General features: G+C 72.1%; 12 protein-coding genes. 7 read left to right on the top strand and 5 right to left on the bottom strand.

The features are described 5' to 3' along the window. Window positions 1–202: 202 nt before the first annotated feature. From E1295_RS21145 to E1295_RS21120, 5 genes are read left to right on the top strand one after another with little or no spacing between them, the layout of a single operon-like run. On the top strand, window positions 203–1,705 hold the full coding sequence (locus E1295_RS21145) for an acyltransferase domain-containing protein (protein WP_342775902.1): 1,503 nt from the start codon (window positions 203–205) through the stop codon (window positions 1,703–1,705). After that, window positions 1,702–4,650, top strand: coding sequence for an SDR family oxidoreductase (locus tag E1295_RS21135; protein ID WP_166427339.1), 2,949 nt, complete (start codon window positions 1,702–1,704; stop codon window positions 4,648–4,650). The genes E1295_RS21145 and E1295_RS21135 overlap by 4 nt, the downstream gene beginning before the upstream one ends. Beyond that, complete coding sequence (locus tag E1295_RS21130) at window positions 4,647–7,178, top strand: SDR family NAD(P)-dependent oxidoreductase (protein ID WP_132632057.1); 2,532 nt, start codon at window positions 4,647–4,649, stop codon at window positions 7,176–7,178. The genes E1295_RS21135 and E1295_RS21130 overlap by 4 nt, the downstream gene beginning before the upstream one ends. Then, window positions 7,175–8,509 carry a cytochrome P450 gene (locus tag E1295_RS21125; protein ID WP_132632056.1) on the top strand — a complete coding sequence of 445 codons (1,335 nt, stop codon included), beginning with the start codon at window positions 7,175–7,177 and terminating at the stop codon, window positions 8,507–8,509. Before E1295_RS21130 ends, E1295_RS21125 begins: the two co-directional genes overlap by 4 nt. After that, complete coding sequence (locus E1295_RS21120) at window positions 8,506–10,851, top strand: SDR family NAD(P)-dependent oxidoreductase (RefSeq protein ID WP_132632055.1); 2,346 nt, start codon at window positions 8,506–8,508, stop codon at window positions 10,849–10,851. The genes E1295_RS21125 and E1295_RS21120 overlap by 4 nt, the downstream gene beginning before the upstream one ends. A 135-nt stretch (window positions 10,852–10,986) precedes the next feature. Here E1295_RS21120 and E1295_RS48860 read toward each other — a convergent pair whose 3' ends face one another. Further along, window positions 10,987–11,772, bottom strand: coding sequence for a hypothetical protein (locus E1295_RS48860; protein WP_166427338.1), 786 nt, complete (start codon window positions 11,770–11,772; stop codon window positions 10,987–10,989). A 183-nt stretch (window positions 11,773–11,955) separates the two neighbouring features. Here E1295_RS48860 and E1295_RS48855 point away from each other — a divergent pair, with 183 nt between their 5' ends. Then, a complete protein-coding gene (locus E1295_RS48855) occupies window positions 11,956–12,117 on the top strand; it encodes a hypothetical protein (protein ID WP_166427337.1) in 162 nt (53 codons plus the stop codon). 298 nt (window positions 12,118–12,415) lie between these two features. On the opposite strand, the gene E1295_RS21100 is transcribed toward E1295_RS48855, so the two are convergent. Genes E1295_RS21100 through E1295_RS21085 form a run of 4 tightly spaced genes read right to left on the bottom strand, consistent with a single transcriptional unit; the run spans window position 12,416 to window position 17,877 of the window. Beyond that, complete coding sequence (locus tag E1295_RS21100; RefSeq protein WP_132632053.1) at window positions 12,416–12,658, bottom strand: hypothetical protein; 243 nt, start codon at window positions 12,656–12,658, stop codon at window positions 12,416–12,418. A 46-nt stretch (window positions 12,659–12,704) separates the two neighbouring features. Then, entirely contained in the window at window positions 12,705–14,984 is a 2,280-nt protein-coding gene (locus tag E1295_RS21095; protein WP_246080181.1) for a hypothetical protein, read from the bottom strand. Then, window positions 14,981–16,573, bottom strand: a complete 1,593-nt coding sequence (locus E1295_RS21090; protein WP_132632052.1) for a peroxidase family protein — start codon at window positions 16,571–16,573, stop codon at window positions 14,981–14,983. The genes E1295_RS21095 and E1295_RS21090 overlap by 4 nt, the downstream gene beginning before the upstream one ends. 2 nt (window positions 16,574–16,575) lie before the next feature. Then, window positions 16,576–17,877 (bottom strand): cytochrome P450, encoded by a 1,302-nt coding sequence (locus E1295_RS21085; RefSeq protein WP_132632051.1) that lies wholly within the window; start codon window positions 17,875–17,877, stop codon window positions 16,576–16,578. A gap of 205 nt (window positions 17,878–18,082) precedes the next feature. On the opposite strand from E1295_RS21085, the gene E1295_RS21080 reads away from it, so the two are divergent. Beyond that, on the top strand, window positions 18,083–18,990 hold a 908-nt coding region (locus E1295_RS21080), incomplete at its 3' end, for an acyl-CoA desaturase (RefSeq protein WP_246080180.1).

The following is an 18,990-nucleotide window of genomic DNA, read 5'->3' as shown; positions in this document are numbered from 1 at the left end:
GGCAGTCCGGCAGAACGAAGGCGGGCATGCCGCCGTCGGTGAGCGTCCAGTGCAACCCCGCCGGACGTGCCCGAGGCCCATTCCGCGGCCTCGCGATCACCCCTGGTCCGGCGCATGGTTTAGGGGTGTCCGCGCTGTGCAAGCGCGAATAGCCTTGGCTTCATCGAGCTCGCACGCGGAATATGCAACGCCAATCCCACGAATGGAATTTCGTCGACACCGTGCTCCGAGAGGGATCATCATGCTGAGCTCCGTTGAGATTGTTGTTGGTCTTTTCCCAGGCCAGGGGGCATATATCCCGGGTGCTTTAGCTCGGGTGCGCGCGAATGCTCCCGAGGCCGCTCAGGTGATCGAAGCCATTGACGCGGTGGCCCACCGTATTATCGGAGAAGGTCTGAGCCAGGCCTTATCCGACAATACCGCCGACCAATTGCTTGACGCGGCGCCGGACGTGTTGCAACTCGCTGTTTTCGCCACGTCGGTCGCGGCCTTTCGTACGCTGTCCGATCAGGGGGCGAGGTTCAGCGTGCTCGTCGGGCACAGCCTCGGCGAGATCGCGGCCCTGGTCGCCGGTGGCGCGCTGGACGTCGCCGAGGGCGCGGAGATCCTCTGCCACCGGATCACCGTGCTGCGGGAGCATGACACCAGCGGCGGCGGGCTGCTGGCGCTGGCCTGCGCGCCCGACCGGGCCCAGCGCATCCTCGATCTGCTCCCGACCTCCGGCACAGTCGTTGCGGTGGACAACGGGCCGGGACAGACGGTGGTCACGGGGACGGCCGACGCGCTGCGCCGCACGGCGACGATCGCCGCCGCGATCGGGCTGCCGTCGATCGCACTGCACTCGCCGCATCCGTTCCACAGTCCGCTGCTCGCCCAGGCGCGGCAGGAACTGGCCCGCCGGCTCAGCGGATACAGCAGGAGGCCCCTGCGCGTTCCGGTTCTCTCACCTGTACTCGGCCGCTACTACCGTGACTCCGACGACCTCGGCGAGTTGCTCGCCTCGCACCTCGTCACACCGGTGCGGTTCGGGCCCACTGTGGAGCGGCTGCACCGCTCGGGCGCCGGCGTCTGGGTGGAAGTGGGCGCGGGGCGCGCGCTGACCTCCCTGGTCCGCTCGATCGAGCCGGCCGCCTCCGTGCACACGCCGCTGCTGCCGGACCTGGACACGCTCCGCGAGACCGGACAGTACCTGGCCCCCGCCGCCGAGCCACGGACGGCCCGGCACACCGACGCGACCGCCGCGAACCCGCCCCCGCCTGCGGCGGTCACGGCCGCGACCGCCGCGAACCCGCCCGCGCTCGCGGCCGTGACACCGGAGACGGGCACGTCTGCCGCCGCGACACCGCCGCGGGAGACGAGCACGCCCTTCGTGTCCGTTCCGACCCAGCGGCTGTCCGTGCCGCCCGCGCCGACGCCGCCGGTGGAGACGCCCGCGGGGCCACCGGCGAGGGAAGCGGTCGCCGCCCGGGTACGTGATCTCTACGCCACCACGCTGGAGTACCCCGAGGAGGTCTTCGAGGACGGCGCCGAGCTGGAGGCCGACCTCGGCGTCGACTCGGTCAAGCGGGTGGAGCTGATGGGAAGGCTCGGCGTGCTGTTCCAGCTGGGCCCGCCGCCTGACGACCTGCGGATGGCCGACTACCGGACGTTCGGCCAAGTGGTGGACTTCGTCATCGACTCGCTTGCCAGGGCGGGCACGACATGACGGACTTCCACGGCCGCGTCGCTCTGGTCACCGGCGGCGCGGGCAGCGTGGGCGCGCGCATCGTACGCTCGCTCGCCGAGGCCGGCGCCAAGGTGGTCGTCAACTGCTTCCACTCGTACGACGAGGCCAGGACCCTCGCGGCCGACCTGGGCGACGGCGTCGAGGTGATCAGGGCGTCCGTGGCCAAGCCGGACCAGGTCCGGCGGATGTTCGACCAGGTCGACGCCACCCACGGACGGCTGGATCTGCTGGTGAACAACGCCGCCGGCGGGACGTTCGCCGCCTGGGACGAGCTGACGGAGGAGCACCTGGACCAGGCGTTCGACGTCAACGTCAAGGGCGCGCTCCGGTGCGCGAAGGCGGCCCGCCCGCTGCTGGCCCGATCCCGCGCGGGCTGCATCGTCAACGTCTCCTCGCTCGGCGCGTTGTACGCCCCGGCCAACTACCTGCCGATCGGGCTGTCCAAGGCTGCCCTTGAGGCGCTGACCCGCTATTTGGCGGCGGAGTTCGCCCCGGACGGCATCCGCGTGAACACCGCCTCCGTCGCGCTCATGGACAATCCGGTCGGCCGTATGTTCCCGGGATTCGAGTCGGTGAGCGCCAACCTGGTGGCGGCCACCCCGCTGGGGCGGCTGGCCACTCCGGAGGATCTGGCCGACCTGGTCCTGCTACTGGCCTCTTCCGGCGCGGGATGGATCACCGGGCAGACCGTGGTGGCGGACGGTGGCATGTCATTGCAGCGCCGCGCCACGTCCCCGGACCCGGACCCGGACCCGGAGCCGGAGCCGGAGCCGGGACCAGAACCGGAACCGGTGCCGGAACCGGAACCAGGGCTCGAACCGGAGGCGTACTCCGCTCAGGACGCGGATCCGATCGCGGTGGTCGGCATGGGGCTGGCCGTGCCGGGGGCCAGTGACCCGGACGCGTTCTGGTCGCTGCTCATGGAGGGTGCGGAACTGTTCGTCGACGTCCCGGCCGATCGCTGGTCGATGGCGGGCTTCCACGACGACGACCCGAGCGCCGCCGACAAGAGCTACCAGCGTCGCTCGGGCTTCATCACCGGCTTCACGCCGCACTCCGAGCTGGCCGCCGAGCAGCCGGACGACGGGCTCGACTTCACCACGCTGTGGCTGAGGCACAGCGTGCACCAGGCGCTGGAGGGTGTGGCCAGGCGGGACGGCGACACGTACACCGCCTGTTTCGGCTTCACCCCCGACGGCAGCCAGCACCTGCAGGAAGCGCTCATCCGCGAGGAACTGGAGGAGGTTCCCGACTCCGTGCTGTGGCACGGTGACGCCAGCCGATCGCAGCCGTTCCCGCACCGTATCGGCGCCAGCGCCATCGAGGGCCTGCTGCCGGCGGGGACCCGGCTGCTCATGGTGGACACGGCGTGCTCGTCCTCGTTGTACGCGATCGACCTGGGACTGCGTGACCTGCTGTCCTGCCGCGCCGACGTCGCCGTGTGCGGCGGAGCGTTCGCGCTGGTCCCCAGCGGGTCGGTGCTGTTCTCCAAGCTGTACGGGCTGTCCAGGAGCGGAGAGGTGCGCGCGCTCGACAGGACCGCCGACGGCGTGCTGTTCTCCGACGGAGCGGGCGCCGTGGTGCTGAAGCGGCTGTCCAGGGCCCTTGCCGACGGGGACACCGTGTACGGCCTGATCGCCGGGGTCGGCCTGTCCGCGGACGGCAAGGGCAAGGCCATCTACGCGCCGTCCAGCGCGGGCCAGGAGCTGGCCGTCGCCCGCGCACTGGCCAAGTCGCACGTCGAAGTCGGAGACGTCGACTGGGTGATCGCGCACGCCACCGGAACCCCTGCGGGCGACGAGGCCGAGTTCCTGAGCCTGCGCGCTGCCTACACCGGGACGCATCCGGTGCAGGTGACCTCGAACAAGTCCCTGATCGGCCACACGGGCTGGGCGGCCGGGGTGGTGTCGGTCATCCACGCCCTTCTGGGGCTGCGGCACGAGGTCATCCCCGCCCAGCACCGCTTCTCGGCGGCCCCGGACAGCTTCGGCCTGGAGTCGTGCAACCTGGAGATCCCCGCGCGACCTGTGCCCTGGCCGGTGCGGCCCGACCGGCCGCGCACCGTGGCCGTGTCCGGCTTCGGCTTCGGCGGCACCAACGCGCACATGCTGATCCAGGAGTTCCGGCCGGACTGTCGCGGCAAGGCCGGCTACGGGGTCGTTACCGGCGAGCCCATGGTGATCGTCGACTGGTCGGCGCACGTGCCAGGCGCCGAGGACAACGCGCAGGTCGCGGAGTGGGCGCAGGGCAGGAACATCCTGCCGAACTCGTTCGGCGACCGCTACCCGAGCCCGCCGTTCGCCCGGCTGCGCCTGCCGGCCTCCACGATCCGGGCAACCGACCGCACCCAGCTCATGATCATCGAGTGCATGCACCGGATGGACCTCCGGGTGCGCGAATTCTGCCGGCGGCACAGCCGTACCACCGGGGTGGTGGTGGGCCACACCGGGCCCACCAGGAACGCGGTCCTCTACGCCATCCGCGCCCACCTGGACGAGCTCGACCGCCAAGCCGTCCCCAACGCGCGGGAACTGCGTGAACGCGTGACCGGGCTGATCGCCGCTCCTGACGAGGACTCCTTCCCCGGCGAGATGCCCAACGTCATCCCGGCGCGGCTGTGCAGCTACTTCGACCTGCGTGGGCTCAACATCGCCGTGGACGGCGGCGGAGCGTCGCTCGCCGACGCCTTTGAGGTCGCCGAGTGCTACCTGGACTCCGGCGACGTGGACGTGGTCCTGGTCGCCGGGAGCAACGGCAACAGTCTTACGTCCTGGGGCCGCCTGCTGGGCAGCGGGGAGATCGGCGAGGGGACGTTCCTGTTCGCGATCACCCGGAAGTCGCTGGCGTTGGCCGAAGGTCTCCCGGTACTCGCCGAGGTGTCCGTGGAGTCCGCCGTGGAGAAGATGCTGGAGGCGGTCGCATGACCCGCGCGAACTTCCTGGGCGCGCAGGGCGGGCGCGAGCTGATCGCCTTCCTGAGCGGCGACCAGAGCCGGACGACGATCGAGCTCAGGGCCGACCGGCTGTCGAGCCCTCGGATGATCCGGCTCAGCAGGCAGCGGAAAGCGGCTCCTCTGCTGGACCGCCACGTGATCGAGCTGGCGCCCGCCCCGCGCAGGCCCGTCCGCTCCGCCCCGCCCGCGATCCCGGAGGACGCGGTGGTGCTCACCAACTCCGCCGCATTCCGCGCCGCGCTGGCCCACCAGGACGGTCAGGCACCCCGGCACGTACGGGTGCTGGTGGACGCCACCGACCCCAGCCTGCGTGAGGACCGCTGGTCCGATCGGGTGCGGGAGCTGCTCGAGTTGCACGAGCGCACGTTCATGACGGCCAAGGAGTGCGCGCCGCGCCTGGCGGGCGGCTCGTTCGTCGTGAGCGTGGTGGGCGGCGTCACCGCGGCGGGGGCGCCGCTGCCCCTCACCGGGTTGTTCACGGGCCTGGTCAAGAGCCTGGCGCTGGAGCTGCCGGACACCTGCGTGCTCGCCACCGTGCACGAGGCGGCGCCTTTGGAGGAGGTGCTGGCCACAGTGAGCGCCGAGCTGGGCGCCGCCCAGCTCCTCCCGGTGACCTATCACGCCGGCGGTCGCCGGCTCACCCCGCGAGCGGTGCCCGCCGAGGCGACGCCGGACGGGATGCCGGCGCTGAGCGAGGACTCCTTGGTGGTGGCCGCGGGCGGGGCGCGCGGCATCGGCGCACCGATCCTCACAGCGCTGGCCGTGCGACACCGCCCGCGCATCGTGATCCTGGGCAGCTCCGAGCCGCCCGGCGACTCCGAGGAGCTGCCCGACCGCAGCACGTTCATCAGGGCCCGGCTCAACGGGCCGAACCGGGTCGGCGTGGCCGAGGCGAACGCCAGGTACGACCGGCTGCTCGAGCAGCGACAGGTCCGCGACACCCTCACCGAGCTGGAACGGCTGTCCGGGCCCGGGCGGGTCCGCTACCTGCGCTGCGACCTCCGAGACCCGGCCGCGGTGCGGCGGGCCGTCGACGCTGTGAGCGGCCCCATCGACCTCCTGCTCAACATCGCCGGCACCAACCGGGCCTCCGATGTCACCGCGAAGTCGGTCGCCGACTTCCGCACGGTGCGTGACCTCAAGGTGCACACGTACCTGAACCTCAAGGAGGCGCTGCGCGGGCGGGAACCGCGCCGCTGGTGCAACTTCGGCTCGTTCATCGGGCTGACCGGCCAGCGCGGCGAGACCGACTACGCCGCGGCCAACGACTTCCTCAACATGGCCGCGATGAGCGCCGAGAACGAGTTCACCATCGGCTGGACCCTCTGGCGTGACGTCGGGCTCGGTGCCACCCCGCTGATGCGGGCCTTCCTCGACGAGATCGACGCGTACACCCCGATGCCGACCGAGGAAGGCGTCGACCACTTCCTCACCGAGCTGACCGCCGTGCGGGACGCGCCGGCCACGGTGTTCCTGGGCGACAAGGAACGCGAGCTCGTCAGGGGCATCCGTCCGGATTTCCTGGACTTCTGCATGGGCGAGGCGCGAGCGCTGCCGTACATCGACACGGTGCTGCGCCGCGACACCACGGAGCTTGTCGCCGAGCGTACGTTCACCCTCGACAGGGACGGTTATCTGGAGTTTCACCAAGTGAACGGCTATCCGACCCTGCCTGGCACCTTCGTGCCCGAGCTGGCCGCGCAAGCCGCGGTGTCGCTGGTGCCGAACCGGGTCCCGGTTGTCTTCGAAGACCTGCGGCTGGAGTCGTTCCTGCGGATCTACCGGAAGGACCGGCCCGAGGTCAAACGGCTCACCGCCACGCTGTTGCGCACCGACGAGCGCGAGTCGGTGGTCGCCGTCCGCGTGCAGGGCGACGTAGTGGCACCGAACGGCGTCACCGTCGCCCGCGACAGGCTGCACTTCTCGGTCACCGTACGGCTGCGCGACGCTCCCGTACCCGGCCCGAGGTGGACGCACTGGGACGAGCACGGCAGCAAGCCCCTCCGCGACCCCTACCACGTGCCAGGGTCGGACGTGCTCCTGCGCGAGGTGTTCCGGTCGACCACCGACACCCGGACGCACCCGCTGGGACGGCGAGGGCGGCTCGCGCTCGACGTGCCCGCATTGCGACGCTGGTTCCCTGGCCTGCTCGTCCCCTCCGTCTCGCTGGACGGCCTGGTGCGCGTGGCCGTTCTGCACACCGTCGCGGACCGCTGGACGCCCGTCGCGATTCCGCGCACGGTCCGGCGTATCGACCTGTACGGCGGCCACACCGACCTGACGCTCGCCGCGCTGGCCGCACCGGTCGAGCTCTACGTCACCCCCGTCGACCTCGACCTGGAGGATCCCGAACCCGAGAACCGGGCGATCGCGGTGGCCGCCGACGGCGAGGTGCTGCTCCAGGTCAAGGACATCTCGGGCGCCATCGTCGGCTATGTGGACCAGGAGACCGGCGAATACGTCGACAGGGAACGATTCCACCGTGAGGAGCGCTCATGACACGCCAGGGAACCTGCCCTGTCGCCCACGGCCCTGCCGGGCTGCCGGTGATCGGTGACGCCATCCCCTACTTCAGGGACCCGCTGACCTACACCCTGCGCATGCAGGAACGCGACTCGGTCGTGTCGGTCAAGCTGCCCCTCCCGTTCGTGCAGGTCACCGAGCCAGAGGCGATCGAGCGGGTGTTGCGTACCAACCCGGACAACTATGTGCGGGGCAAGCTCTACCGCGGATTCTCCGGCGTCATGGGCTCCGGTCTGCTGACGCTCGACACCGACCAGTGGCGCAGGCCACGCAGGGCGGTCCAGCCCGCGTTCAGCCCAGAACGCGTCCGCGGCAACGCGCGCGAAGCCGTCGGCGCCGTCGAGGAGGTCATCCGCCGCTGGACGGCGCACGCGGACTCCGGCGTCGTCGTTGACGTGGCGCCCGACCTGATGGACGTCGCCTCCAGGGTCCTGGGCATGGCGCTGATCAGCCGGGACCTGTCGGGCACCGACTACGCACGAGCCTCCGCGATCGCCAACAAGGTCATCTACAACCGCACGATCATGGCGTTGCCCACCATGATCCCTGCGTTCGTGCCCACCCGGTACCACCGCGAACGGAGGTGGGCGAACCGGGTGCTCGACGACATCGTCCACGGGGTGATCCGCTCACGCCGCGCCGGCGGCGAATGCGGCGACGACGCCGCAGGTCAACTGCTCGGCGCCGGCCTGTCCGAGGCCGAGGTGTCGGACAACCTCCGCACCCTGCTGCTGGCCGGCTCCGACACCACCGGCCAGGCGCTCGCCTGGACCATGTACGAGCTGGCCAGGCACCCCCAGGCCCGCCGCGCCGTCGAGCGCGAGGTGGACGAGGTTCTCTTGGGCCAGGCGCCCGCCCCCGATCAGTTGGGCGAACTGGTGCAGACCACGGCCGCGATCAACGAGGCGCTGCGGCTGCACCCGCCGGTCTGGCAGTTCCCCCGCGACGCCGTCGAGCCGGACTCCCTGGCCGGTCGCGAGGTTCCGGCGGGGACGACAGTCCTGCTCAGCGTGTACGGCACGCACCGCTCACCCGAGCACTGGTCCGACCCTGACACCTACGATCCCCGGCGTTTCCTCGACGACACCCAGAACAAGCGGCACAAGCACGCCTTCCTTCCGTTCGGCGGCGGGCGGCGCATGTGCATCGGCAAAGGGCTGGCGATGGCCACGCTGGTGACCGCGGTGGCCATGTTGTCGCAGCGCTACCGGCTGCGGCTTTCCGGCACGCACACCGTCCGCAGCGGACACTACGTCACCCTGTTCCCCAGCGGCGGGATCTCCGCGGTCGTGCAGGAGCGGACGTGACGACCCCCGCGCCGGTCCGCCCGCACCTGGTGTCCTTCGACACCGACTCCTTCGTCCGGCCCGTTCATCGCATGGTCTGGGAGCCTGTGCCGCACCCGCTTCCGTCTTCCACCCCCGTGGCGCGGCGGCTGCTGGTGATCGGCTCCGACGCGGAGCTGGCCGCAGAGGTGGCGAGCGCGCTCGGCGCGGACCTCTGTGTTCCCGGCCGCGAACCCGAGCGGGACGACTGGGACGGGATCGTCGACCTGAACGTCGTGGGCGTCCCCTACCGGTTCGACGGCGGGGAATGGCGGGACGCGCTGGCCAGGACGACCAGGATGGTGCAGCGCAGATACGGTGCCTGGGGAGCCGACCCGCGCGCCGACCGGTCCTGCTACGTCGCCGTCACCGCCATGGGCGGGCTGATGGGCTACCACGATGGGCCGATCGGCTCCCCGCTGGGCGGGATCTGGGCCGGATTCGCCAAGTGCCTGCCCCGTGAGCTGCCCAACCTCGCGGTGAAAGTCCTGGACGTGGACGCCGTCGGGCAAGCCCGCCTGGCGGAGCTGCTGACGGCCGAGCTGGCGGCCTGGGACCTGTTCGAGATCGGCTACCGGCAGGGGGTCCGCCATGCCTTGGCCGCGCGGCCCAGCCCGGAACCGCCGCCCCGCGTCGAGCTGGGGTCCGATGACGTGGTGCTGATCTCGGGAGGCGCCCGTGGCGTCGGCTTCGCGCTGGCCCGCGGGGTCGCGGAGGAGTTCGGCTGCCGGATCGTGGTGACCGGCCGCGGCGAACTTCCGGCCGACGCCCGCTGGCTGACCATGGACGACGCCGGCTACTCCGAGTACTGCCGGGCCAGAGTGCGCTCCGCCCGCACTGCCAGGGAACTGCGGGACGTACGCGCCGCGCTCAAACGCGAGACCGAGCTGCGGCAGGTCGGCGCGAACCTGGCGGCGGCCCGGCGGGACGGCCTGCGCATCACGTACGAGCCGTGCGACTGCGTGCGGCCGGAGCAGGTCGACGCGTTGTTCGCCCGCATCCCCGAGCCCAGCGTGATCATCCACAACGCGGGCATCGACCTGCCGACCAGGTTGGACAACAAGAGCCCGGAAGAGGTGGTGCGAACGGTCGACGTGAAGGTGACGGGCTTCGCCAACCTCACCCGCGCGGTGCTCCGCGCGCGGCGGGACACGGTCAAGGTCTTCTGCAACGTCGGCTCGCTGGCCGGACGGATGGGCGGCATGATCGGGCAGATCGACTACGCAGCGGGCAACGAAGCCCTGACCAGGCTCGGGTTCTGGGCGCGCAACACCCACGGGCTGCCTGTGCAGACGTTGTGCTGGCCGACCTGGGAGCGGCTCGGGGTGATCGCCAACTATGACGCGGCGGTCCGCTACGTGTCCACTGTCGACCCGGCTGAGGGAGTCAGGCGGTGGATCCGCGAACTGCGCTCAGGCGGCACCGGGGAGGTCATGTTCATCGGCCAGATCGGCAGCGCGCTGGTGCCCACCCAGCTCCGTGGCTTCAGGCTCTTCACCGGGCATCCGGACCTGCCCAGGTTGCACGGGCTCGCGCACTTCCTGGGTGCGGTCGAGCTGTTCGAGCCGTCTCGCGAGCTGCGCAGCAGCGTGGTGCACACACCGGGCGCTCATCCGTGCCTGGCCGAGTTCACCGTCGACGGACGTGCCGCGTTGCCGATCTCGGTGTTGATCGAGCAGGCGTGCTCGGTCGCCGACTGGGTCGTGCCGCCGGACCGCCCGCCCCAGCACCTGGCCGAGGCGCGGGACGTGAAGGTCCGGCTGCCCGCGCTGATCCTGGCCCCGAGCGGTAGCCGGTTCACCACCCGGGCGCTGGGCGAGACCACGGAGCAAGGCTGGAGCGTCCAGGTCACGATCAAGGCCGAGACCGGGGAGACGGCCGCGTCGCTGCGGCTGCTGTACAGGTCGTCGTCGCCGGTGCCTCCGCAGCCTGTGCCGCCATCGGTCGCGCGCGGCGTGCCCCCTTCCGGCGGCCGGCTGGACTGGTCAGGGCTGGTCCTCGGCGCAGGAGACGCGCTGCCCACGGTGACCGCAGCCGATCTGTGGACGTCGCCGTTCCCGCCGGAGCACGGAATCGCTCCCGCCGCGCTCGACGTCATGGTGCGCCAGGCGGGGCCGGTGACAGGCGACGTCGTCGAGATCGCCCGCATCGTGCCGTATCCAGGGGCACAGCAGGTCGACGAGCTTCGTCCGGTCGCCGGCGGCTGGGCCGGGCTGAGATCAGGCCGTCAGGTCCTGTCCGTCGAGGGGGTGGCGGTCGTGCCCGCCGCCTCGTCCTCCGCCGGGAAGCGGGCCACGAGTCCGGAGGCACCGTTCAGTCCTTGACGGGCGCGATCGCGGCCCTCGTCGGCGCTGGTCTGCCCGACGACCCGTTCGTCAGCCTCGAGTCCGTGCACGACCCCGCACGGCCGGTCAAGGACGTCGGCGCCGGGGCCGGGGATACGGACGTCAGGGTGCCGGTCAGCTCGTCATGGGGCGTTCGGTCTGGCGGCGGCCCATGAAGAAGTACACGCCGCGGTCGGTCTGCAGGGCGGTGTGGAACTTCGCGGCCTTGGACTTGGCCGACGAGTTGGCGGTGACGATCGTGATGACCAGGTGCTTGACGTACGCGCCGGTGTAGATCTTGCCGTACGAGTAGCTGCGGTGAGCGCTGCTCCTGCGCCAGGCCACGTTCTTGTCGGCGGTGTTCTTCAGCGCCTTCGCCGCGTTCTTGGTGTCGCTGCTGGAGGGGAACGCCAGGATGATCTGCACCGCCTTGAGATTCCCGCCGTAGGCGGTGTAGGCGAGCTGGATGGCGTTCGCGCAGTTGTTGTCGGCCATCACGCCTTCGGCGTCCACCGGGTCGCACGAGTCGTACGTCCAGCCGCCCACCTTGCGGGCGGCGTACTTCTCGCCCTTCAGTGAGAAGTTCCAGTCGCCGAACTCCGATTCCTCCAGCGGCGCGTCCGCATTGCTGCTCGGCGTGCTCGACGGCTCCGGAGTGTCGCTCGGCGTCGCCGACGGCGGCGAGGACGACGGCGGGGACGACGGCGGGGACGACGGAGGAGCGGAGGTGGGCGGCGCGGACGGTGACGTGGTCGGCTGGGCGATGGGGGGCGGTGCCGGATCGGGGGCGCTGAGATAGGCGTAGGCGCCGTACCCGCCGCCGCCGATGAGGAGCACCGACAGGACGGCGATCACGCCGATGAGCACGGCGTTGTTGTTCCCCCTGCTCGGCGGCGGTGAGCCGTAGGGCGGGGCTCCCATCTGGTTGCCGTAGCCGTACTGCGGGCCCGGGTTCTGGCCGTACTGTCCCTGGTTCTGCCCGTAAGGCTGTCCGTACGGACCCGCGCCCTGGTCGTACGGCTGACCCTGCCCGTACGGGTTCGCGCCCTGGCCGGGTGGGGGGCCGTGGCCGGGCGGCGGGGCGCCTTGACCGGGTGGCGGCCCGTGCCCCTGCCGGCCGGGACCGTACTGGCCGTGCCCCTGCTGGCCGGGACCTTGCGGCCCGGGACCCTGGTGGCCGGGGCCGGGCTGGCCCTGCTGGCCGGGGTGGCCGGGTTGCTGATGGCCAGGGAAGCCGTATCCGGGCGGCGGGGTGCCCTGGCCTGATGGCGGCCCGTACCCCTGCTGCCCCTCTTGCCCCCAGGGCCCATGGGGATGGGGTTGCTGGGGTTGCGGAGGGTGTGCCATCAGTCCATTGTGGGGCACATCCGGCCCTGCATGCTGCAATCACACCATTTTGTCGTCAATGGTGGGGATGAAAGTCCCCAGACCGCGTGCACTTCGCCGGGGAGCACTGCTCGTTGTGGCACGCGTGGATCGAAGGCGTCCTGGAGCCGGGGTTGAGCGCCGCCCGCGCCGGCCACAGGGCTGAGGTGGGTCGCCCCGGACGAGCCGAGCGTCGCGGTCAGGGGCGTGCCCGCTCGGCGTAGCGCCGTAGGTGGGCCGCCGCCGCGGTCAGGTCAGCGGCGGCGGTGGTGCAGGCCGCGAGGTGGGCGTCGATCGCCTCACGCAGCCACCGGGGCGCGAGGCCGTCGGCCTCCAGCCTCGCCCCGATCGTCCGCAGGCGTTCGGCGCAGTCGGCGAGCACGCGGGCGTCGGACTGCAGGACCTGGGCGTGGGCGGCGATCGCCGTGGCATCGGTCGGCATGGCTCCTCCGTACGGTCAGGGGGCGGGCAGGGGTGGTACGGCACGGTCACGGGGCGGGCAGGGGTACGGCGGCGTACTGAAGCATCTGGCGCGTGCCCGCCGACAGGCACAGCAGCGGGCGGGCACCGTGGAGACCCAGCTCGTGCAGCCGGTGGGCCAGCGGGTGAGCCGACCCGGGCCCCACGGCCAGCCGCAGGCGGGGGAGGGGGTGCAGGCGGCCGCGCCCGCGGCTGCGTACGCAGGAGCGCAGCATCTCGCCCGCCGCCCCCGGCGCGTAGCCGACCAGGTCGGGGGCTGGCGCGGGCAGCCCGGGGCCGAGCCGGCCGTGCAGGGTGAGCAGCCGGTCGCCGGGAGCGCCGGCGGCGACGCGTACGCCCCCGGCGGCGAGCCCGAACTCCATCGGCGTCAGCCACGGCTCGCCGCCCCACACCCGCGCACCCACGGCGTGGACGGCGGCGGCGTCGACCACCGAGCCCGCCATGAAGGCGCCGGAACACCGCCGGTCGGCCCTCCGCAGCAGGTCCGCACCACGGAACGGGCCCAGGCGGGCTGACGGGGGACGCCACGGGTCCGGTACAGCGATCCCGACGTGCAGTTCGCGGTAGCCGCCCGCGCTGCTGCGCCGGTTCCAGGCGGCGTGCACGGTGACGAGCGCGCGGCCCGCGACCCCGGCGGCCGGGCGGAGACCACTCCCGTGCAGCAGGCGGACGGCCGCGGCGGCGTCCACGGCGAAGTACGCCGTCAGAGCGCTACCGTCCAGGCACCTGATCGGCAGTTCCACCGGCCCGGCGGAGCCCTCCACGGCGTGGGCCGGCACGGACAGGAAGGGAAAGCCGTCGGGGCGCGGCGCGTCGTCGAACAGCCGGTACGCCTGCGAGCGCACCACCGGCCCCCGGTAGGCCGCCAGCCGCGCCTCCATCTCCTCACGGGCTTCGGGCAGGTCGTCGGCGAGGTTCGCGAGGTAGCGCTCGATGCCGTGGCAGAGCGGGAACAGGTGCGTGGCGTCGGAGTAGTCCACCACGTACCAGCCGGGGTGCGGGTCGACGCAGGCTCCGGCGCCCTGCCCGTCGAGCGTGGGGACGATGTCGTGCTGGTTGGTGACGCTGGCCACCCAGGTGCGGGGGTCGGCGGGCCGTTTGAAGTCGACGGGCGCGCCGACGGCGACGGCGTGGGTGACGGTGAGGCGGGCGCAGAACCCGGCGTTCTGGGCCAGGTTCATGATGGCCGCGCCGCCCGCGCTGTGCCCGACGAGAGCCACCTCGGCGCCCGGCGGCAGGCCGTAGTCGCGCACGGCCGCGGCCAGCCCGCGGCTGTAGGGGTTGCTGTCCAGCACGGCACTGCTGAAGGCGCCGAGCAGGTCCTGCGGTGAGTCGTGGTCGGGCCGCCCGGCCCGCATGCCGGGCGCCTGGACGACGTGCCGCACGACCCCGTCCGGGCCTTCGACGCTCTGGATGAGCACCCGGCCCGTCGTGCCGATCACGCTGATGTTGCGCAGAAAACCGAGCAGGGACGCCTCGGAGCCGAGCCGGGCGGTCTCGGCCGCGTTCAGGTCGGTGCGCCGCGCCGCGCCCGCCCCCGTGTCCAGTACGGCGACGGCCCGGTTGCTGATGCCGGTGATCGGGTCGGCGGTGGCGCGGCCCTCGCCGGTCGCGATCAGCCAGGCGGTGCGGTCGTTCAGCGGGTTCTCGTCGAGCAGCGCCCGCAGCGCGAGGACCTCGCCGAGGATCGGGGCGATCAGGCTGAGCGCGCGTACCGCGCCACGGTCCTTGAGCAGGTCGCGCAGCGCGTGGAGGGACTCCAGGTCGCGGTCGGCGGCGGCCGCCTCGACGAGCCGCCCGACGAGCGGATCGCGGGCCAGCTCGGGATGTTCGGTGGTGACGGCCGCGATCCGCAGCCGCAACGACGTGGCCAGCACGCGGACGGCCAGGCTCTCCTGACCGGCCAGAGAGCCCAGCCGCGCCGCCAGGGTGCCCAGCCGGCCTCCGTCCGGCGCGAACCCGAGCCCTCCGGCGTCGGTGAGGGCGCGCAGCAGGGCGCGATGGGCCGGCAGCGCCGCCGCGGGGGCGTGGGGCAGGGCCGTGAGCAGGGCGCCGTCGGTCAGCGCGGCCGTGGCGTGAACCCCGGCCTGCCTGATGGCGACGGCGATGCCGACGAACTCGCGCGCCGCCTCCCGCAACGACGCCCCAGCGCCTCCCGCGCTGCCGCCCGCGCTGCCGCCCGCGCTGCCGCCCGCGCTGCCTCCCGACCTGCCGACCGCCCGGCCGCCCGGTGTTGCCGCGCCTCCGTCCGCCGTATTGCCCGGCGGGCCGTTCTTCGGCCCGGTCACCGTTCGGGCCGCCGGGTCATGCTGATGAAACGGGGGCGCGGATCCTCGGGGATGTTGCGGTGCAGCACGTCGGACAACGTTCTCGTGGCCGCGATGATCCGTAGTCCCTCGGGGGAGAAGGTCGCGGCGTTGAACACCCGCGGCGCCAGAAGGGGGTTGGTCAGCGCCTGGGAGAACGCGTCGATCGCGATGATCTTCGTGAGCAGCGGCGGGAGGATGGCGTCGGGGGAGCCGGGCTCCTCGGCGAACAGGCCGACGTAGAGGTCCAGGTCGTCGACACCGCGGTAGAGGTCGCGCAGCGCGCCGCTGACCCGCTCGTCACCGGAGACCTGCTCGAACCGGCGCACGCGGGGGAAGCGGCAGTGCCGCCGGTAGCTGTTGTACGGGGCCAGGCCGAGCGCCCGCGAGTCGGCGATGCTCGCCACGTCGACCTCCCTCAGGTGGGGGTCGGTGTTGAACAGCCCGATGCGCCCGGCGCGCTGACGGGAGGCGTCCTCGAAGAGCCGCCCGAGCCCGGGCCCGGGGATGAGCGCGCCGCCGGCCAGGGTCTGCGCCATCGGCAGCTCATGACCTCCCACCTCCAGCCGGGACGGGATCAGGCTGTGCCAGCGGTAGACCAGGTTGAACTCCACCGACGCCCAGTTCTCGCGGTGCCAGGGCGCGCGGGCCAGCATCGCCGTCAGCCGGGGATCCAGCGTGAACCGGAAGTGGTAGGGGGTGATGTGGTTGATGTACTCCTCGACCACCAGCTTGATCAGCAGCACGATGAGGATGTTGCGGGCCGTCTGGAACAGGCGCTCGTCGTCCCAGCGCGGATGGCGTACGGCGAGCAGCCGCGCCACCCTGTTGTGCTCGCGCAGGAACAACACCGTGAGCATGGTGAACCCGATCTGGATGTTGCCCCGGTCGCTCCCGGTCGCGAACAGGGTGTCGCGCTGCCCGTCGGTGAGCTCGTCGAAGCGGATCACGCTCAGCGGCGCGAACTCCGGCTTGATCTTGCCGTTCTCGCACAGGAAGGGCGGGAACTCCCCGCCGTTGATGGTCTGGCTCTTGAGCAGCCCTCCGTCGAACGTACGCAGCGCCGCCGAGGCCGTCTCGTCGAGGCCGTAGAGCTGGTTCAGGTCGATGTGGTGGTTGGAGGTGTTCTTGCGCGGATCGCGCGGGACGTTGGTGTCGCCGCGCAGGAAACCGTCGGTGAACCACTGGGCGAAGTAGGCGAACAACACCGTGGAACGCGGACAGGGGATCATCGTCTCGCCGCGGGCGAACAGGTCGGCGGCCTGCTCGGGGGACGGCCGGTTCGCCTCGGGCACGGGGAGCGGGGGCAGGTGCCTGCCGCTGTAGGTGCGGTCGGTCAGCGAGAGCCACGAGGTGTAGCCGGCCATCGTGCTGAGCGGCTCGGGCCGGGGCGGCATCTCGCGGACCGCGCTGTCGATCAGCGCCGCGTTGAGGCGCCGCCGCAGCGACGGCACGGACTGCACGGCGTCCCAGAACGGTTTGCCGCCGGTCAGCGCCAGGAACCTGAGCCGGTTGACGACCCCGTCGGTGGCGGCGCTGCGCGCCCTGCTGGTCGTGCTGCTGGTCGTCATCGTCACCCTTCCTGGCCCGCGGGGCCGAACGCGAGAACGTAGCGGTCGGGGAAGATCCCGGCCGATCTGGTGAGGACGCCCTCCGGCGGCGGGACCGGGCGTACGCCGGGGCGCAGCAGCAGCCGGCGTACGACCTCGCAGACCACCACGGCGGCGAGGTGCACGCCCAGGCAGGAGTGGTGGCCGTGGCCGAAGAACAGCCGATGGTGGCGCGGCCGGTCGATGCGGAACTCGCCGGGCTCGGGCACCACGTCCGCGTCGAACATGGCCGAGGCCGGCGCGGCCAGCACGAACGTGCCGGCGGGGATGAGCGTGCTGCGCGGGGTGCCGGCGGCCAGGACGTGGTCACGCTCGCAGACGCGGGGCAGCAGCTTGAAGAACGGGTTGAACCGCAGCGCCTCCCACACGTACGGGTCGAAACGGGTGGGATCGGCCGCGGCCTCGACGGCCCGCGCCAGCACCTGCGGGCGCACAAGCAACTGCTCGACCGCCTCGGCCATGGCTCCCGGCCCGCTCTCCACGAAGCCGAGCGGCAGGCCGGCCATGTTGACGACGATGCGCTCGTCGTCCAGCTCGAGCCCGGGAGGCAGGCTCGTGCGGGCGAGCCGGGTGAAGACGTCGTCGGGCAGGTCGTGCCCGGCACGCAGCGCCGCCCGGAGCTCGGGGAGCCGGTCGCGCAGGTAGGCCGTCAGCTCCGCGCCCGCGCGCACCGACTCCTCCTGGACCGCGGGGTCGCCTGCGTAGTTGGCGAAGCAGTCGGTGACGATCGCCCGCGTCCACCGCGACAGGGTGCCGGGGTCGGGGCCGGGCAGGCCGAAGTAGTCGGCGCACACGCCGAGGGCGACGTGGCGGAACAGCGCGTGAACGGCTTCGATCCGGCCGTCCGGCAGCGCGGCGTCGAGGGCCTCGTCGGCCAGCCGCCCCGCGAGCGCGCGCACGCGTACGGCGTCGCCCGGGTCGAGCATGACCCGCATCAGGCCCTTCTCCCGCCAGTTCGTCGGGGTCGCGTCCCTGCTCAGCATGTAGGGGCCGTTGAGCGCGGCGTCCAGGCGCGGCCCGAAGGCGCGTACGGAGAAGACCGACTCGTGGGAGAGCACCTCGCTCACGTCGGCGAAGCGCGTCACGACCGTGAAGGCGGGCGTGACGAAGACGGGCCGCCGCTCGCGCAGCTCGGCGAACAGGGTGCGCCACTCGGTGCGCATCCACTGCTGGACGAGCCCGAACGCCGCCATCGGATCACGAGCCAGCGCCTCGTCGTATCTGTCCAGATGGCCGCTCGTCGTCGCCTGATCGGCAGCACCCATGCCGTTGGCCCACCTTCCCCTGAAGCCGGAACGAACAGAGATCATCACGTTGTGTAGCCACAATCTAGACAGGATGCGGCTGCTACCGTCCGGAGTGTTTTGACTCCACTTGGTGATGTGCTCGTCACCCGCAGGCCATAGCCGCAGGCCCGCGGCCCGGTCATCAATGGGGAGGCCTGTCGTCCTCACCGATCACGGAGGCACTGTGAACGCGTCACCCACCCCGCGGTCGGGCTCGGGCACGGCGGAGACGGTGACGCTCACCACCGGCCGCCGCGCGGCCTACCTGATCGTCCTCGTGGTGCTCCCCGTGCTGCTCCTGGCCCTCGCCGTGCCCGCCCTGTGGGGATGGGGCATCGGCCCGCGCGACCTGGCCATCGCCGTCGTGATGTACCTCGTGAGCATCTTCGGCATCGCCATCGGCTACCACCGGCTGTTCACCCATCGCGCCTTCAAGTGCCGCAGGCCGCTGCGGATCGCGCTCATGCTGGCCGGCGGCATGGCGGTCGAGGGGCCCGTCTCCCTGTGGGCGGCCGAGCACCGGCGACACCACAAGTACGCCGACCGCGAGGGCGACCCCCACTCCCCGTGGCGCTACGGCGACGACGGCTGGGCCCTGCTGAGGGGCATGGCGCACGCCCACGTGGGCTGGTTCTACACCGCGCGCCTGCGCTCCAGCCGCCGCCACTGGGTGCCGGACCTGCTGGCCGATCCGGACGTCCGGCGGTTCGACGCCGCCTACCCGGCCGTCGTGGCGCTGTCGTTCGCGCTGCCGGCCGCGGCGGGCGGGTTGTGGTCCATGTCGTGGGCGGGCGCCTGGTCGGCGTTGTTCTGGGGCGGGCTCGTCCGCTACGCCGTGGTCCACCACGTCACGTGGTCGGTCAACTCGATCGCGCACACGTTCGGCGAACGGCCGTTCCTCACCAGGGACCGCTCGTCGAACGTGTGGTGGGTGGCGCTGCTGACGCTGGGCGAGGGCTGGCACAACTGGCACCACGTCGAGCCGGCCTGCGCCCGGCACGGGGTGCTCAAGGGCCAGCTCGACCCGAGCGCGCGGCTGATCCGCTGGTTCGAACGCGCCGGCTGGGCGTACGCCGTGCGCTGGCCCGACCC

The sequence above is a fragment of the Nonomuraea mesophila genome, from assembly GCF_004352805.1.
GTDB classification, from domain to species: domain Bacteria; phylum Actinomycetota; class Actinomycetes; order Streptosporangiales; family Streptosporangiaceae; genus Nonomuraea; species Nonomuraea longispora.
The sequence above is the reverse complement of the archived record's forward strand: the minus strand, read 5'-3'. Positions and strand labels throughout refer to the sequence as shown.

Bases quoted from the DNA above. Each gene is read 5' to 3' on its own strand.
- E1295_RS21130 (WP_132632057.1), top strand. From the start codon at position 4,647: ATGACCCGCGCGAACTTCCTGGGCGCGCAGGGCGGGCGCGAGCTGATC.
- E1295_RS21100 (WP_132632053.1), bottom strand. From the start codon at position 12,658: ATGCCGACCGATGCCACGGCGATCGCCGCCCACGCCCAGGTCCTGCAG.
- E1295_RS21145 (WP_342775902.1), top strand. From the start codon at position 203: ATGGAATTTCGTCGACACCGTGCTCCGAGAGGGATCATCATGCTGAGC.
- E1295_RS21125 (WP_132632056.1), top strand. From the start codon at position 7,175: ATGACACGCCAGGGAACCTGCCCTGTCGCCCACGGCCCTGCCGGGCTG.
- E1295_RS21085 (WP_132632051.1), bottom strand. From the start codon at position 17,877: ATGGGTGCTGCCGATCAGGCGACGACGAGCGGCCATCTGGACAGATAC.
- E1295_RS48860 (WP_166427338.1), bottom strand. From the start codon at position 11,772: ATGGGAGCCCCGCCCTACGGCTCACCGCCGCCGAGCAGGGGGAACAAC.
- E1295_RS21090 (WP_132632052.1), bottom strand. From the start codon at position 16,573: ATGACGACCAGCAGCACGACCAGCAGGGCGCGCAGCGCCGCCACCGAC.
- E1295_RS21135 (WP_166427339.1), top strand. From the start codon at position 1,702: ATGACGGACTTCCACGGCCGCGTCGCTCTGGTCACCGGCGGCGCGGGC.